This is a genomic window from Streptosporangium amethystogenes (assembly GCF_000721075.1).
GTDB classification, from domain to species: domain Bacteria; phylum Actinomycetota; class Actinomycetes; order Streptosporangiales; family Streptosporangiaceae; genus Streptosporangium; species Streptosporangium amethystogenes.
Map to the genome: position 1 here is coordinate 150,527 of NZ_JOEQ01000008.1, position 14,868 is coordinate 165,394.

General features: G+C 71.3%; 13 protein-coding genes and 1 pseudogene. 4 read left to right on the plus strand and 10 right to left on the minus strand.

From position 1 onward, the window contains the following. Positions 1–4: 4 nt before the first annotated feature. Positions 5–208, minus strand: a pseudogene (tnpA, locus tag IG98_RS0114590) (IS200/IS605 family transposase); the annotation flags it as partial. On the opposite strand from tnpA, the gene IG98_RS0114595 reads away from it, so the two are divergent. Then, the gene (locus IG98_RS0114595; RefSeq protein ID WP_342666825.1) at positions 174–1,172 is read left to right on the plus strand and encodes an RNA-guided endonuclease InsQ/TnpB family protein; all 999 of its coding nucleotides are present in this window, start codon (positions 174–176) and stop codon (positions 1,170–1,172) included. The pseudogene tnpA and the gene IG98_RS0114595 sit on opposite strands and share 35 nt — an antisense overlap. Before the next feature lie 114 nt (positions 1,173–1,286). Next, positions 1,287–2,930 (plus strand): phosphoglucomutase (alpha-D-glucose-1,6-bisphosphate-dependent), encoded by a 1,644-nt coding sequence (pgm, locus tag IG98_RS0114600; RefSeq protein ID WP_030911530.1) that lies wholly within the window; start codon positions 1,287–1,289, stop codon positions 2,928–2,930. Between the two features lie 103 nt (positions 2,931–3,033). On the opposite strand, the gene IG98_RS0114605 is transcribed toward pgm, so the two are convergent. Further along, complete coding sequence (locus tag IG98_RS0114605; protein WP_157594323.1) at positions 3,034–3,579, minus strand: hypothetical protein; 546 nt, start codon at positions 3,577–3,579, stop codon at positions 3,034–3,036. A gap of 308 nt (positions 3,580–3,887) precedes the next feature. Continuing rightward, positions 3,888–4,580 carry a mycothiol-dependent nitroreductase Rv2466c family protein gene (locus IG98_RS0114610; protein WP_030911536.1) on the minus strand — a complete coding sequence of 231 codons (693 nt, stop codon included), beginning with the start codon at positions 4,578–4,580 and terminating at the stop codon, positions 3,888–3,890. A 399-nt stretch (positions 4,581–4,979) separates the two neighbouring features. Between IG98_RS0114610 and IG98_RS0114615 the strand changes: the two genes are divergently transcribed. Further along, positions 4,980–6,509 (plus strand): glycoside hydrolase family 3 protein, encoded by a 1,530-nt coding sequence (locus IG98_RS0114615; RefSeq protein ID WP_030911539.1) that lies wholly within the window; start codon positions 4,980–4,982, stop codon positions 6,507–6,509. Between the two features lie 253 nt (positions 6,510–6,762). Then, the gene (locus tag IG98_RS0114620; protein ID WP_030911542.1) at positions 6,763–7,656 is read left to right on the plus strand and encodes a MurR/RpiR family transcriptional regulator; all 894 of its coding nucleotides are present in this window, start codon (positions 6,763–6,765) and stop codon (positions 7,654–7,656) included. 80 nt (positions 7,657–7,736) lie between these two features. Here IG98_RS0114620 and IG98_RS0114625 read toward each other — a convergent pair whose 3' ends face one another. From IG98_RS0114625 to IG98_RS0114655, 7 genes are all read right to left on the minus strand, one after another. Then, the gene (locus tag IG98_RS0114625) at positions 7,737–8,834 is read right to left on the minus strand and encodes a serine hydrolase domain-containing protein (RefSeq protein WP_245651556.1); all 1,098 of its coding nucleotides are present in this window, start codon (positions 8,832–8,834) and stop codon (positions 7,737–7,739) included. Continuing rightward, the gene (murQ, locus tag IG98_RS0114630) at positions 8,827–9,747 is read right to left on the minus strand and encodes an N-acetylmuramic acid 6-phosphate etherase (protein ID WP_030911546.1); all 921 of its coding nucleotides are present in this window, start codon (positions 9,745–9,747) and stop codon (positions 8,827–8,829) included. The genes IG98_RS0114625 and murQ overlap by 8 nt, the downstream gene beginning before the upstream one ends. A 95-nt stretch (positions 9,748–9,842) precedes the next feature. After that, positions 9,843–10,748 carry a GNAT family N-acetyltransferase gene (locus tag IG98_RS0114635; protein ID WP_245651557.1) on the minus strand — a complete coding sequence of 302 codons (906 nt, stop codon included), beginning with the start codon at positions 10,746–10,748 and terminating at the stop codon, positions 9,843–9,845. Further along, the gene (locus IG98_RS0114640) at positions 10,745–11,755 is read right to left on the minus strand and encodes an ABC transporter ATP-binding protein (protein WP_030911550.1); all 1,011 of its coding nucleotides are present in this window, start codon (positions 11,753–11,755) and stop codon (positions 10,745–10,747) included. The genes IG98_RS0114635 and IG98_RS0114640 overlap by 4 nt, the downstream gene beginning before the upstream one ends. After that, on the minus strand, positions 11,752–12,885 hold the full coding sequence (locus tag IG98_RS0114645; RefSeq protein WP_245651558.1) for an ABC transporter ATP-binding protein: 1,134 nt from the start codon (positions 12,883–12,885) through the stop codon (positions 11,752–11,754). Before IG98_RS0114645 ends, IG98_RS0114640 begins: the two co-directional genes overlap by 4 nt. Before the next feature lie 3 nt (positions 12,886–12,888). Beyond that, positions 12,889–13,791, minus strand: coding sequence for an ABC transporter permease (locus IG98_RS0114650; RefSeq protein WP_030911554.1), 903 nt, complete (start codon positions 13,789–13,791; stop codon positions 12,889–12,891). 64 nt (positions 13,792–13,855) lie between these two features. Continuing rightward, positions 13,856–14,863, minus strand: a complete 1,008-nt coding sequence (locus IG98_RS0114655) for an ABC transporter permease (protein ID WP_030911556.1) — start codon at positions 14,861–14,863, stop codon at positions 13,856–13,858. Between the last annotated feature and the right edge of the window lie 5 nt (positions 14,864–14,868).

Consider the following 14,868-nt stretch of genomic DNA (forward strand, 5'->3'; position numbering starts at 1 on the left):
CGGATCAGTCCGGCCGTTTCTGGTTTTCGATGTACTCCTTGACGATCGACAGTGGGGCGCCGCAGGAGGCGGCGAAGTAGGACGGGGACCACAAGTGCCCGCCCCACAGGTATTGACGCACGTGCGGGCCGAACTCTTTGCGCAGGAGCCGGGCCGAGACGCCCTTGAGGGAGTTGACCAGGACCGACAGGGCCACTTTGGGCGGGTACGGGCTGGCCGCCCAGGCCGCGCAGCACGTCATCAAGAAGGTCGCCGACGCCTACGCCACCCTGCATGCCAATATCCGAGCCGGGAACCTGGGCAAGGCGGGCTCTGCCCGCCGGGTACGGGCCGAATCCACGCCGATCGTCTTCCGCGCCGAAGCCGCCCAGCCATTCGACGACCGCTGCCTGTCCTGGCAGATCGACGCGCGGACGGTGTCGATCTGGTCGGTGGCCGGGAGGCTGAAGAACCTGAGGTTCACCGCGTCCGCCGAACAGCTCAAGACCCTGTCGGCACACCGCAAGGGCGAGTTCGATCTGGCCTACCGGGACGGCATGTGGTTCCTGATCGCGACCTGCGACATGCCCGCCCCCCGTGTCAAGGACCCGGAGGCCTTCCTGGGAGTGGATCTGGGCATCGTCAACATCGCCACCACCAGCGACGGAGCCCGTCATTGTGGCAGGGCTTTGAACGCGGTCAGGCACCGCCGGCGCGAGCTACGCCGACGCTTGCAGGCCAGGCGCACCAAGTCCGCCAAGCGGTTGCTCAAGCAGCGCCGCCGCAAAGAAGCGCGGTTCGCCGCCAACACCAATCATGTCATCGCCAAGCAGATCGTGACCGAGGCAGAACGCACCGGCTCCGGCATCGCCCTGGAAGACCTCCAGGGCATCCGGGACCGGGTACGGCTTCGCAAGCCCCAGCGGGTCACGCTGCATTCCTGGAGCTTTCACCAGCTGGGTGGCTTCCTCGGCTACAAGGCGGCCCGGGCCGGGGTCGCTGTCGTCTACGTCAATCCGGCCTTCACCTCCCAGCAGTGCTCGTCGTGTGGGCATGTGGACCGCAAGAACCGGCTCGATCAAGCCTCTTTCTCGTGTACGTCGTGCGGCTTCGCTGAGCACGCGGACGTCAACGCAGCCCGTAACATCGCCGCACGCGGTGAGACGGGCTGGGCAGTGAGTCACGCTGCCTGACGCGGACCGGACCGTCGAAGCCATCGACGGCGAGGAACTGCAAGCTCGGTCGTTTACGGCCGAGAAGCTGACAAGTGGATACGGTTAGCTCAGGAGTGACATGAGGAGACTGTGATGACGCACGAACGCGCGGGTCAGTCCGCTGAGCCGTCCGATCTGGTCGATGTGGCGCGCCTGGTGACGTCCTACTACGCGCTGCACCCCGATCCGGGCGAGGTCGGCCAGCGGGTGGCGTTCGGGACGTCGGGACACCGGGGCTCCTCGCTGAACGTCGCGTTCAACGAGGACCACATCCTCGCGACCAGCCAGGCCATCGTGGAGTACCGGGCCGCCCAGGGCGTCGACGGCCCGCTGTTCCTCGGTGCCGACAGCCACGCGCTGTCGGAACCGGCCAGGGTCTCCGCATTGGAGGTCTTCGCGGCCAACGGGGTGACGGCCATGATCGACAGCCGGGACGGCTACACCCCGACACCGGCGGTCTCCCACGCGATCCTGACCCACAACCGGAAACGCAACGCGGGCCGCGCCGACGGCGTGGTGGTGACCCCCTCGCACAACCCGCCCGGCGACGGCGGCTTCAAGTACAACCCGCCGCACGGCGGCCCGGCGGACACCGACGCCACCACGTGGATCCAGGACCGGGCCAACGCGCTGATCGCCGGAGGGATGAAAGAGGTCAGGCGGCTCCCGTACATCAGGGCGCTGGCCGCCGACACGACCGGCCGCTACGACTTCCTCGGTCATTACGTGGACGACCTGCCCTCGGTGCTCGACCTTGACGCCGTCCGGGAGGCGGGGGTGCGCATCGGCGCCGACCCGCTGGGCGGGGCGAGCGTCGCCTACTGGGGGGAGATCGCCGAACGGCACCGGCTGGACCTGACGGTGATCAACCCGCAGACCGATCCGACGTGGCGGTTCATGACGCTGGACTGGGACGGCAAGATCCGGATGGACTGCTCGTCACCGTACGCGATGGCCTCGCTCATCACCGGTCGCGGCGCCTTCGACGTCTCCACCGGCAACGACGCCGACGCCGACCGGCACGGCATCGTGACCCCCGACGCCGGTCTGATGAACCCCAACCACTACCTCGCCGTGGCCATCTCCTATCTCTACTCCCACCGGCCCGGCTGGCCCGCGGACGCCGGAGTCGGCAAGACGCTGGTGAGCAGCCGGATGATCGACCTGGTGGCCGCCGCGGAGGGCAGGCGGCTGGTGGAGGTCCCCGTCGGGTTCAAGTGGTTCGTCCCGGGCCTGCTGGACGGCTCGCTGGGCTTCGGCGGTGAGGAGAGCGCCGGGGCCTCGTTCCTGCGGCGCGACGGCGAGGTATGGACCACCGACAAGGACGGTCTGATCCTGGCGCTGCTCGCCTCGGAGATCATCGCGACCACCGGCCGTTCGCCGAGCGAGCACTACACCGACCTGGTGGCCAGGTTCGGCGACCCCGCCTACGCCCGCGTCGACGCCCCCGCGACCCGGCAGGAGAAGGCGGTGCTCGCCAGGCTCTCGGCCGAGCAGGTCACCGCCGACACCCTCGCCGGGGAGGCGATCACGCAGGTGCTCACCTCCGCCCCCGGCAACGGCGCCGCCATCGGCGGGCTCAAGGTCTCCACCGAGAACGCCTGGTTCGCCGCCCGTCCCTCGGGCACCGAGGACGTGTACAAGATCTACGCCGAGTCCTTCAGGGGAACCGAGCACCTGGCACAGGTCCAGCGGGAGGCACGCGACCTGGTATCGGCGTCCCTGAGCGAACGATGACGGGGTGAACACGTGCCGGGCGGCCGAGTCCCGGGTGCGTCCCGTGAACTCGTCGGCCGCCCGGCCGGGGCGCTCCTTCGCGTGGTCCTCCTGATGATCCTTCCTAAGGTCCCCGCCTGCGGGGACCCCGGTCGCGCGGCCCCGCCCCCAGTCGCCAGCAGCGCAGCGCCACCCAGCACCCGGCCCCGACGCCGAACAGCGCGGCCAGCACGTACACCACTTTGATGGCCACGTCCGAGACGTAGCCGTTGCCGGCGACGAGGACGGCCATGAGCAGCGCGGCCAGCAACCCCACACCCGCGCCTCCCACGATGCCGAGCAGCCCCGCCCCCAGCGCACGCGACAGGCGGCCCCTGCGACGGGGCGCCGGCACCATGACGGTCATGATCCGGCCCACGACGAGGGCGGGGTCGTCGTCGATCCCGCCGGCGACGAGTTGGACGGTCACCCCGCCCCGCTCGGGTTCGCTCAGGCAGATCCACTGGCGGTCGTCAAGGAAGACGGTCGCCCCGCCCGCGCCGGGAACGATCAGCCACAGGAACGGCGTGCCCTCGGGAAACGCCCTGACGCCGTGGCGGGCCGTCGGGGCGTGCAGGTCGAACGCGGCGCCAAGGGCTCGCAGCGCCACCTCCTGGCCGGATTTACCCACGGTGGCCTCCCTCCCCATCCCTTCGTAGCGCACGCCGGCCGCCTGCTCCAAGGCCCCGGCGGGGAGCGTTCAGGTGGAGCTCACACGGGGGACCTGCCAAGGGAACCGTCCACGACGGAGAGACCGGCGAAGCCGTGCCTGCCACGCACCTCGGCGGCGCGGCACCGGCGAACCTCACGTTCCATCACACTCGGGGGCCTGCCCGCAGGCAGGGGCAACGAACGCGATGAGGTATGTCGTTCACGAAAGAACAGCCCATTTCTCCACAAAGGGCGGCGAGGGCGCGGGGGGAGAGACCCCCTCCCGCGCTAGGGGGCCTCCGGGAAGGTGCGGGGATCCGCCCGGTCCGTGACCCGCTTGAGCTCGAAGAACGCCTCCTCGGTGGCGAGCACCTTGAACGCGTCCCAGAGCCGCCCGGCCCGCTCACCGACCGGGATCTCGCTGATGACGGGGCCGAACTGCCCGGCGTGCCCGTTCACCGAGATGGTCGGGACGCCGATCAGCGACTGGTTCCGCTTCCCGGCCGGCACCAGGGCGTGCGAGGCGTGGATCGCGTCGTCCCAACCGGGGTCGGTTCTCGCGGCGAGAAGCCCGGCGGGCAACCCGACGTCGGCCAGCGCGGCGGCGATCACCGGCGCCAGCCCCTCCATCGCGGCCCGCCAGCCGGTGAGGCCACCGTCGGCGACGGCCTCGCGGGACCGCCGGAACAGGCCGTCCGCACCGTGGTAGCGGGTGCCGAGCGCGGTGTAGAGGTCACCGACGGCGACGTTCCCCGCCGCCTCGCGCGTCGCGGCGAAGACCCGGATGGTGCCCCGGCCGAGTTCGACGATCTCGCGGTACTCCTCGGACATCTCCTGTTCCTCGTTGAGCACCGCCAGGCTCATCTCCCGCCAGCTGACCGTGATGGGACGCACCTTGCCCACCTCTACGATCCAGCGGGAGGTGATCCACGCCCAGGGGCAGCCGGGATCGAACCAGAAGTCGACCAGATCCTCGCTCACGGCGATCCTCTTTCCTCGGAAGTCCTCACCCCAGGATGGGACCTCAACCGCGATGGAGGTCAAGAGCGAGCCGGGGATCACCGGAGTACGTGGGGAACCTGGCCGCGTCAAGGAACCCTGCCGTTCGAGCCGCCCCGGTCGTGTGCCACCCTTCTCTCCCCGGACCTTCGGACGCGGTGGCGCCACGAACGACTGATCGGATCTGGTGGCCCCGCACACCGGCGAGGCGTGCCCGACGGCCGCGGATCCGGCAGCGCGGATCTCGATCAGGGGAATGATAAAAAATTACTCTCAAGACATTCGTTATGAAGAAAAGTGTCATCAATGGGTAACCTGCTCTGGGACGCCTCCCGCCGCCGACCTGTCCGAAGACGCCTCCCCGACCAAGAAGGTGACCTCATGCCCCACCGCAGCCCCGACCTGGCCCGGCTGGCCATGACCGTCCTCCAGCCGGGCTTCGACGGCACCGAGCCTCCCGACTGGCTGCGCCGCGCGCTCGGCGAGGAGGGCCTCGGCGGGACCGTGCTGTTCGCCAGGAACCTCACCGGCCCCGCCCACACGGCCGAGCTCGTCGCCCGGCTGCGCGCGGAGAATCCCGCCGTGGTGGTCGCGGTGGACGAGGAGGGCGGGTCGGTCACCCGCCTGCAGGCCGTGAGGGGCAGTTCGTGGCCGGGTAACCGGGCGCTGGGGGTGGGCGACGACGTCGAGCAGACCCGGCTGGTCGCCCAGGAGATCGGCCGTCTCCTCGCCGCGGCCGACATCACCCTCGACTACGCCCCGGTGGCCGACGTCAACGCCAACCCCGCCAACCCGGTGATCGGCGTCCGTTCCTTCGGCCCGGACCCAGAGCTGGTCTCCAGGCACACCGCGGCCTGGATCCTGGGACTTCAGGACGCCGGGGTCGCCGCCTGCGCCAAGCACTTCCCCGGTCACGGCGACACCCACACCGACTCCCACCATGCCCTGCCGACCGTGCACGCCTCCCTGGAGCTCCTCGCCAAGCGCGACCTGCCGCCCTTCCGGGCCGCGGTGGCAGCCGGAGTACGGGCCATCATGTGCGGGCACCTGCTGGTCCCCGCCCTCGATCCGGACAACCCCGCGACGCTGAGCCGGCGGATCATGACCGGGCTGCTCCGCGAGGAGATGGGCTTCGACGGCATGATCGTCACCGACGCCATCGAGATGCGCGCCGTCGCCGCCCTGCACCCGCCTGGAGAGATCGCGGTCCGCGCCCTGCTGGCGGGGGCCGACGCGATCTGCGCGGGCATCTCCGCCCCCGGCGGTGAGAACGTCCACGAGCTGCGCGACGCCATCGTGGACGCCGTACGGGAAGGCAGGCTCCCCGAGGAGCGGCTGGCCGAAGCGGCCTCGCGCGTGCTGGCCCTGTCCGGCTGGTACGCCGCGAGCGGCGCCGTGGCGGCTCGAGCGGCCCAGAGCGCCGCGCGGGCGCGGGACGGGGAGGGCCCGGGAGACGAGGAGCTCGGCCTGAGGACGGCCCTCGCGGCCATGCGCGTGATCGGCACCCCACCGGCGCTCTCCGGACCACCGCTGGTCGTCGACATCGCTCCCCGGCTGAGCCAGGCGGTCGAACCGGGTACGCCCACCGGCCTCATCGGCGCCTTCACCGAGCTGATGCCGGGCACCACCGGGCACATCGTCACCGTGGAGACACCCGAGCTGCCCGAGCTGTCCGGCTCCGGAGACGGGGGGCGCCCGCTGGTCCTGGTGGTACACGACGCCTGGCGCCATCCCTGGGTCAGGGACCTGCTGGCACGGGCCGTCACGCTGCGCCCCGACGCCATCGTGGTCGAGACCGGAGTGCCCGGCGAGCCTGCCGGAGCCGTGTACGTGACCACCAACGGCATCTCCCGAGCCTCGGCCCGCGCCGTCGCCCACTGGCTGACCACTGCCCCGGAAGGCGCTCATTGATCTCCTCCCCACGACCGCGACCAGGAGATCCCGCCTCTCACCGGCAACCGTCCGCCCTGCCTGAGCCGGCCGGTTCCCGCGTCTCCCCCACCGGCGTTCCACCTCTCCGCCGATCCGACGGCGAAAGCACCACACGTCATGCTTCGGTAGCTTGGTTATCGCCGCCGCCGAACACCCCACGGAACCATGCGGCACCGCGCCACCTTCCCTCCCCAGAACCAGAGCTCGGGGTCTCCAGGCTCAAGGAGATTTGATGAACGTCCTCGACGGCCCCACCCCCGTGAACCTGGTGGCCACGGTGAGGGCCGTCCTGCCCTCGCTCACCCCGGCGGCCCAGGCCATCGCCCGCCTCATACTCGACGATCCCGGCATGGTGGCCCGCAGCACCATCACCGAGTTCAGCGCGGTCTCCGGGACGAGCGAGGCCACGATCGTGCGCACCGCCAGGGCCCTGGGCTTCGCCGGATACTCCCAGCTGCGCTTCGCGCTGGCCGCAGCGGTGGCCAGGGACCAGCCCGAACGGCTGGTCCCCGGCGACCTCGGCCCGGACGACCCGCTGACCGACGTGATCGCGAAGGTGGCCAGGGCCGAGGCGGAGGCGCTGGCCGACACCGCGGCGCAGCTCAACCCCGACCGGCTGGGCGCGGTGGTGGAGGCACTGATCGCAGCACGCAAGATCGACGTCTACGGGGTGGGCGCCTCCGGGCTCGTGGCGGCCGACATGGCGCAGAAACTGATGCGGATCGGCCTGCCCGCCCACGCCTTCACCGACGCGCACCTGGCGCTGACCAGCGCGGCACTGGGACGGGCGGACGACGTCGCGGTGGTGGTGAGCTGCACCGGCGAGACCCCCGACGTGCTCGCGCCGCTGCGCGTCGCGCAGCGGGCGGGTGCGACCACGGTGGCCATCACCAACAACCCGCGCTCCTCCCTGGCCGAGCTCACCGACCACGTCCTGGTCTCGGCCGGCCGGGAGACGGTCTTCCGCCCGGGGGCGCTGGCCAGCCGGATCAGCCAGCTCCTGATCGTCGACTGCATCTTCGTCGGCATCGCGCAGCGCACCTTCGAGACCTCGGACGCCGCGCTGCGGGCCACCAGGGACGCCATCGACGGGTTCAGAGCCGACCACCGCCGCCGGAGCAGGTAGCACGCCGGGCCGCTCGACGCGCTCACCGGCGAGATCACGCGAGGCCCCGCGCCGGCCGCGATCGCGGACGCGGCGCGGGTTCAGGACAGGCGCAGGGCCTCGGCGGCGACGGCGTGGCGCAGGTCGCGGATGCCCGCGCGGCCGCGTGACGGATGAACGTTGTTGGTCAGCAGGACGACGGTGAGAGCGCGTCCGGGGTCGACGACGAGCGAGGTTCCGGTGAAGCCGGAGTGGCCGTAGGCGTCGGTGAGCGGGCCGACGATCGCGGGATCGCCGATGCGCACGCCCAGGCCGTGACGGAAGTCCGCGCCCTCGACGCCGTGGTCGCGGGTGACCTCGGCGACCGTGGCGGGGCGCAGGACCGGCACGCCTCCGGTGCGCAGCGTCTCGGCGAAACGCAGGAGATCACCGGCGGTGGAGAAGATCCCGGCGTGCCCGGCGACCCCGCCCAGGCCGTGCGCGGTCTCGTCGTGGACCTCGCCGCGCACGCACCCCGGCCCCGGGCGTTCCGGTTTGTGCTCGGTGGCGACGGCCCTGGGCAGCAGGGCCGCGGCCGGACGGTAGCCGGTGTCGGACAGGCCCAGCGGACCGGTGACCCGGGCGCGGGTGAGCTCGTCCAGGGGTGCCCGCCCGGCGATCTCCGCCACCCGGCCCGCCGTGATCAGCCCAACGTCGGAGTAGAGGTAACGCCCGCCCGCGGGTCCGATCGGCGGTGTCGAGAGGATCCGCTCCATCCGCCTGGCGTGGACCTCGGGACCGTCGCCGGGAATCTCCTCGTGGGCCCTGCGGCTCGGCGGCAGGCCCGCCGTGTGAGTGAGCAGATGCCGCAGGGTGACCTCGGGGGCGCCGCCGTAACAGGCGGGCAGCCAGGCGGTGACGGGCTCGTCCAGGCCGAGGCGGCCCTCCTCGACCAGCGACAGGATGACGGCGGTCGTGAAGAGCTTGGTGACCGAGGCGAGGTCGAAGATCGAGTCGTGCCTGGCGGGCGGCCGGTCGGTAGCGAGTTCCTCCGAGGCCGACGAGTAGCGTACGGTCTCCCCCACGGCCGCGGCGGCCACCGTGACACCGCCGACGGCGATCGCGGCCACCGCCGCCGAGCAGACGCGCGGCACCGCCGCACCCAGGATCTCGGCCAGCCCGCCCCCTTCGTCGGGAGGGGCCGCCGGGGGCTCAGGCACCCTGGATCCGCCCCGCCGCCTCCAGTGCCGCCTCCAACCGGTCGTCGTGCCGCTCCAGCAGGACCCGCGCGCCGTCGGCGTCAAGGCCGTGCTCGATCATCAGCACCGCGACCTTCACGTGCCACTCGGCCGCCTCCAGCGCGGAGCGGGAGACCGGCAGGGCGGCCCCGGTGATGTCGCTGACCATCCGGGCCGCACGGTCGGCCAGTTTGGAGTTCATCGCCGATACTTCGATCATGGTGTTGCCGTAGGTACGGCCCAGCCTGACCATCGCGATCGTGGAGATCATGTTGAGGACCAGCTTCTGTGCGGTCCCCGCCTTGAGCCTGGTGGAACCGGTCACCACCTCCGGGCCGACGACCACCTCGATGGGGTGCAGCGCGGCCGCCGACAGCGGGGTCGCCACGTTGCACGACAGCCCCACGGTCAGCGCGCCGCGGCGGCTCGCCTCGGCGAGCGCGCCGAGCACGAAGGGCGCGCGGCCGCTGGCGGAGATGCCCACCACCGAGTCGAGCGCGCCCACGCCCCTCTCGGCGATGGCGCCCGCTCCCCCCTGCTGGTCGTCCTCGGCGCCCTCGACGGAACGGGTCAGCGCGGGGGAACCACCCGCGATGACCCCCTGTACGAGTTCGGGATCGGTGCCGAAGGTCGGCGGGCACTCGGAGGCGTCCAGCACGGCCAGTCGGCCCGACGTCCCCGCGCCCACGTAGAACAGGCGGCCACCGGCCTTCATCCGGGCGACGACCGCGTCGATCGCGGCCGAGATCTCCGGGATCGACGCGGCCACCGCCGCGGGCACCGTGCTGTCCGCGGTGTTCATCAACCGGGCCACCTGCTCGGTCGAGAGCAGGTCGATCCGGTTGTAGCGAGGATCGCTCTGTTCGGTGGAAAGCATGGAAAGCGGATCACTCATGGCGTCCAATGTCATCGGAGTTCCTGTCTCGCTACCGTCAAATAAATGGTCTTCTGACAATGAGGGCGTTGTGGGCATACGCCGGACCGGGGCCGTCACCGCAGACCACGGCGGTAAAGCCAGAAGACCCGCTCGGCGTGCGCACCGACCGCCCGGGCGTAGAAGTGCAGCGGCCCCACCCAGCCGATCTGGGCACTCGACATGCCGGCGGCCCGCTGCTCGGCGAGGCAGCGGCGCAGGAGCACGCGGCCGACGCCCAGGCCCCGGGCGGCCGGCGTGGTGCCCATCGGACCGAACCAGGTGGGCCTGGCCCCCCATGCCGCGAAACCGAGGAGCCTCCCCTCCCCCACGGCGTAGTGACAGCCGGCGGCCTGCTCCGCCTCCCACGCCCAGTTGCCGTTCCACTGCTCCCTGGCGAAGGCCGACACCGCGGCGCGGTTCCCGGGGGCGGCGGCGTGCACGGTGACCCCCAGGTCCGCCAGCCGCGCGAGGTCGGCGTCGACGGACAGGTCGCCGGCGAGGTCGACGGTCATGTTCCAGGCCACGCTGTAGCGTTCGTAGCCGAGGCTCTCGGCCAGGCAGGCCGCCTCGGTGTAGCGCACGTCGATGCCGGGCCAGGCGTAGGCGGGCGGGTTGCCCGCGAGGCGGGCCTCGGTCGCCCCCTGGCCGCGCAGCCAGTCTTCGGCCGCGGCGACCAGCGCCCGGCCGAGCCCCGCCCCCCGGGCCTCGGGACGCACGGCGAGCAGGTCGACGTGGCCCGCGTACGGGTCACGCGCCGACATGGAGGCGAACACCACGCCGTCGAGGCCGCGCGTCACCAGCGCCGTCCAGCGCCGGCACCCGGGCGGCTCGGCGAGCCGGGCGACCAGGCTCGCCGCCTCCCCGGCGTCCAGGGTGAGCGCGGACTCGGCGATCCCGGCGAGCGCCGCCGCGTCGGCCGCGTCGGCCTCACGAATCCCGGACGCCTCGTGCGTCCCGCGACCGCTCCCCAGCGGGTTCACGACCGGCCGATCGGCATGGCGACGACGTCGCGGGGGGTGGGGTGGAAGCAGGCGTGCTCCTGGGGCGTGTCCCCACCGTGACCGAGCACCGGCTGCTCGGACTCGCAACGGCCGGTGCTGAACGGGCAGCGCCGGGCGAACAGGCAGCCCGCGTCGTGGCGGCTCTCGTCGAGCGCCCCGGCCGGCGTCACCCGCTGCTCGCCCGGCCGTTCCAGACCGTGCAGCACCGGGATGGCCGACAGCAGCGACTGGGTGTACGGGTGCACGGGGTCGGAGATGATCGTCTCGACATGGCCGCGCTCGACGACCTGCCCCCGGTAGATGACGTACAGCTCGCCGTCGTCGCCGATGTAGCGGGCGGTCGCCACGTCGTGGGTGATGAAGAGCACGCTCACCCCGAGGCTCTCGCGCAGGTCCTTGAGCAGGGCGAGGATGCCGAGCCGCAGTGACACGTCGATCATGGAGACGGCCTCGTCGGCGACGAGCATCTCGGGGTCGACGGTGAGCGCCCTGGCGATGACGACCCGCTGGCGCATGCCGCCGGAGAGCTGGTGGGGGTAGCGGGGAAGCACGTAGCCGGGGTCGAGACCGACCAGTTCCAGCAGTTCCCTGGCACGCCCGTCCACCCATGACCGGGAACGGCCGGTCTGCCCCGCCCGCAGCGACAGCGGCGCGTCCAGCGTCTGGTGCACGGTACGGGTCGGGTTGAGCGCCGAGTACGGGTCCTGGTGGATGAGCTGGATGCGGCGGAAGTACGGCTCACGCTGCCGCGGGCGCAGCGACGACATGGGCGTGCCGTCGATGATGATCTCTCCGGAGTCGTGACTCTCCAGCCCGGCGATGATCCGTCCGAGCGTCGTCTTGCCGCAACCGGACTCTCCGATGAACGACGCCGCCCCGCCCTTCGGGATGGCGAAGTCGACGCCGCGCAGCGCCTTCACCTCCCGTCCGGCGAGCACGCTTCCTCGTTGCCTGAAGGTCTTCGTGATGTGCTGCCCCGTGATCACTCCTTCTCCTCCCTGGTCTCCGCGTCGCGGGCGGCGACGGCGTGGCAGGCCACGATCCACTCGCCGTACGGGACGGCGGGCGGCTCCTCGGTCTCACAGACGTCCATGCGCAGGTCGCAGCGTTCCCTGAAGACGCATCCCCGCGAGGGAACGGTCCCAAGCGTCGGCGGGCGGCCGGGTAGTGCCCTGGCCTCCCCGAGGTCGCCGACCAGACGGGGGATGGCCCGGATCAGGCCCTGGGTGTAGGGGTGGCGAGGCGCGCCGAGCACCTCGGTGGTCGGCCCCTGCTCCACCACCCGCCCGCCGTACATGATGGCCAGCCGGTCCGCGATCTCGGCCACCACACCGAGGTCGTGGGTGATGATGAACGTGGTGAGCCCGCGCTCCTCGTGGACCTCCCTGACGATCCGCAGGATGGTGGCCTGAGTGATCATGTCGAGTGCGGTGGTGGGCTCGTCCAGCACGACGAGGTGGGCGTTGAGGACCAGCGCGAACATGATGCCGACCCGCTGGCGCATCCCTCCCGACAGCTCGTGCTGGTGGGAGTCGAGCACGCGCGCGCCGTCCATGCCCATCCGGCCGAGCAGGTCCTTGGCGTCCCTGACCAGCCCTCGCAGGTCCCGGATCTCGTGCGAGCGCCCCAGGTCGAGCAGTTGCTTGCCGACGGTCTTGAGCGGGTTGAGGGAGTTCTGGGCGGCTTGGAAGACGTATCCGATGTGCCGGCCCCTCGCCTTGCGCAGGTTCTCACCCCGCAACCGGGTGACGTCGCCGAGACCGTCGATCTCCACGCTGCCCGACCTGATCCTGCCGGGCGGCTGGACCGCGTTGAGCAGTGACAGCGCCAGGGTGGACTTGCCCGACCCGGACTCGCCGACCACCCCGGTGATCGTCCCGGGTGGGAGATCCAGGTCGATCCCGGATACGGCGGGCAACTCTCCCGCGGCCGTCCGGTAGACGACGGACAGGTCCCTGATCCGCACTCCCGGCGGCCCGCTCCTCCGCGCGTCACGGGTGCCCTCGGCGGCGCCGGTGTTCCGGGCGGCCTCGACACTCCGGTCGCCCCGGACGCCCACGGCCGCGGACAGCCGCTCGCCCAGTGTCATGGACACCTTCTCAGCAGGTACGAACATCGGTCACTCCTCCCGCAGCCGGGGGTTGAAGATCTCGTCCATGGCGTCGACGACGAGGACGATGCCCAGGGTGAGCAGCAGGATCGCCAGCAGCGGCGCCAGCATGTACGGCAGCGCGGTGGTCGTCGTCAGCGCGCCGCCGCCGAACACCGCGAGGTTGAGCATGACCCCCCAGTTGTTGGCGTCGAACGGCAGGACTCCCAGGAAGAACAGGCCCACCTGCGCGTACACCGCGCCGGTCACCGCGATGAGCGTGTTCATCGCGATGAAGGGGGCCATGCTGGGCAGCAGTTCCCTGCCGATGATGTGCCTGGTGGACAGGCCGAGTCCCCTGGCCGCCTCGACGAAGCCGCGCTCGCGCAGCGAGAGGGTCTGCGCCCGTACGGCGCGCGCCACCCCTCCCCAGCCGAGCAACCCGAGCACCAGGCCCATCTCGATCGCGCTGGTGAACTTCCAGACCGTCGACAGGACCAGCAGCAGCGGGAGCGCGGGGATGGTCAGCTTCATGTCGGTGATCCGCATGAGCACGGCGTCCCAGCGCCCACGCCTGAACCCGGCGAACAGCCCGACGGCGGTGCCCAGGGCGACCGTGATGACCGCGGTGACCAGGGCCGTCAGCAGGACGTACCGGGCCCCGGTGATCACCAGGGCGAGCACGTCCGTGCCCTCGAAGTCGGTGCCGAAGGGGTGCGCCCAGCTGGGCGCGGCGTAGAGCGCGTTGTCGTCGCGCGGCAGCCGCTCGGGGTAGAGCATCGGCCCGAAGACGCCCATGAAGGTGAACACGCCCAGGATGACCACACCCACCATCCGGCTGGGCTTGCGCCGCAGGACCCGCCAGACGCCGCGCCGGAAGTTGCGTCGCAGCGTCGCGCGGGCGTCGCCTCCGGCGATGACCTGCGCGGTCATGCGATCTCCCCTACCGGCCGCCCGGCGCGGACGCGGCGCCTGTCGGCTGTTGTGATTCGCCGGTTCATGAAGCCTCCTGTCCGGAACGGACCCGTGGGTCGATCGCGGTGTAGAGCATGTCGGCCACGATGTTGGCGATGACGATCGCCACGGTGATCAGCAGGAAGGCCCCGCCCATCAACGTGTAGTCGCGGTCGGTGATGCTGTTGAGCAGCAGCAGACCCAGCCCCGGGTAGGTGAAGATCCGCTCGATGAAGATCGCACCGCCGAACAGCAGGCCCAGCGAGAGGGCCAGGATGGTGAAGAGCGGCAGGATGGCGTTGCGCGCCACGTAGCGGAAGATGAGGCCACGCTTCAAACCGCGCAGCTCGGCGGCCATGATGAAGTCGTCGCCCAGCACGGTGACCACGCTGGACTTCATCGCCAGGATCCAGCCTCCGTAGCCGGCCAGCGCGTAGGTCAGGACCGGCATCGTGGCGTACTGGATCAGCGAGCCGATGTAGGCGGCGTTGAGACCCGGCTCCAGTGTGACGTCGGCCGTGCCTCCGGTGGGGAAGATCGGCAGCAGGGTGGTGAAGACCGCGCTCAGCAGCAACGCGAGGACGTACTGCGGCAGGCCGTGCAGGAGCGAGCCGGAGACCGCCAGGACGTCCCCCAGCTTGCTGGAGCGCTTGATCGCCGCGTAGACGCCCATGATGATGCCGACCGCGAAGCTGAGCAGGGTGCCGACGAGGACCGGCAGGATCGTCCAGGTGGCCGCGGAGGCGAGCAGTGTGGTGACCTCCGCGCCGGGGACGCTCAGCGACTGGCCGAGGTCGAGGTGGAGCAGTCCCCTCATGTAGTCGGCGTACTGCTCCCACAGGGTGCCCTTCGGCATGAAGCCGTACAACGCGGCGGTGGCGCGCTCGGCCTGGTCGGGCGACATGCCCTGCTCGACCAGCTTCTCGTAGCGAGCCCGCATGGGGTCGCCGGGGATGCTTCTGATGATCACGAAGCTGATCGTGGTGACCACCAGGATCATGGCGAACCCCCGGGCGAGATGGCCCGCGAGGCGGCGTGCGATGACCGTCATATGTC

What these genes read in the sequence shown, in the direction of transcription:
- pgm (WP_030911530.1), top strand. Translation starts at nt 1,287, where the DNA reads ATGACGCACGAACGCGCGGGTCAGTCCGCTGAGCCGTCCGATCTGGTC.
- IG98_RS0114615 (WP_030911539.1), top strand. Translation starts at nt 4,980, where the DNA reads ATGCCCCACCGCAGCCCCGACCTGGCCCGGCTGGCCATGACCGTCCTC.
- IG98_RS0114620 (WP_030911542.1), top strand. Translation starts at nt 6,763, where the DNA reads ATGAACGTCCTCGACGGCCCCACCCCCGTGAACCTGGTGGCCACGGTG.
- murQ (WP_030911546.1), bottom strand. Translation starts at nt 9,747, where the DNA reads ATGAGTGATCCGCTTTCCATGCTTTCCACCGAACAGAGCGATCCTCGC.
- IG98_RS0114645 (WP_245651558.1), bottom strand. Translation starts at nt 12,885, where the DNA reads ATGTTCGTACCTGCTGAGAAGGTGTCCATGACACTGGGCGAGCGGCTG.
- IG98_RS0114650 (WP_030911554.1), bottom strand. Translation starts at nt 13,791, where the DNA reads ATGACCGCGCAGGTCATCGCCGGAGGCGACGCCCGCGCGACGCTGCGA.
- IG98_RS0114655 (WP_030911556.1), bottom strand. Translation starts at nt 14,863, where the DNA reads ATGACGGTCATCGCACGCCGCCTCGCGGGCCATCTCGCCCGGGGGTTC.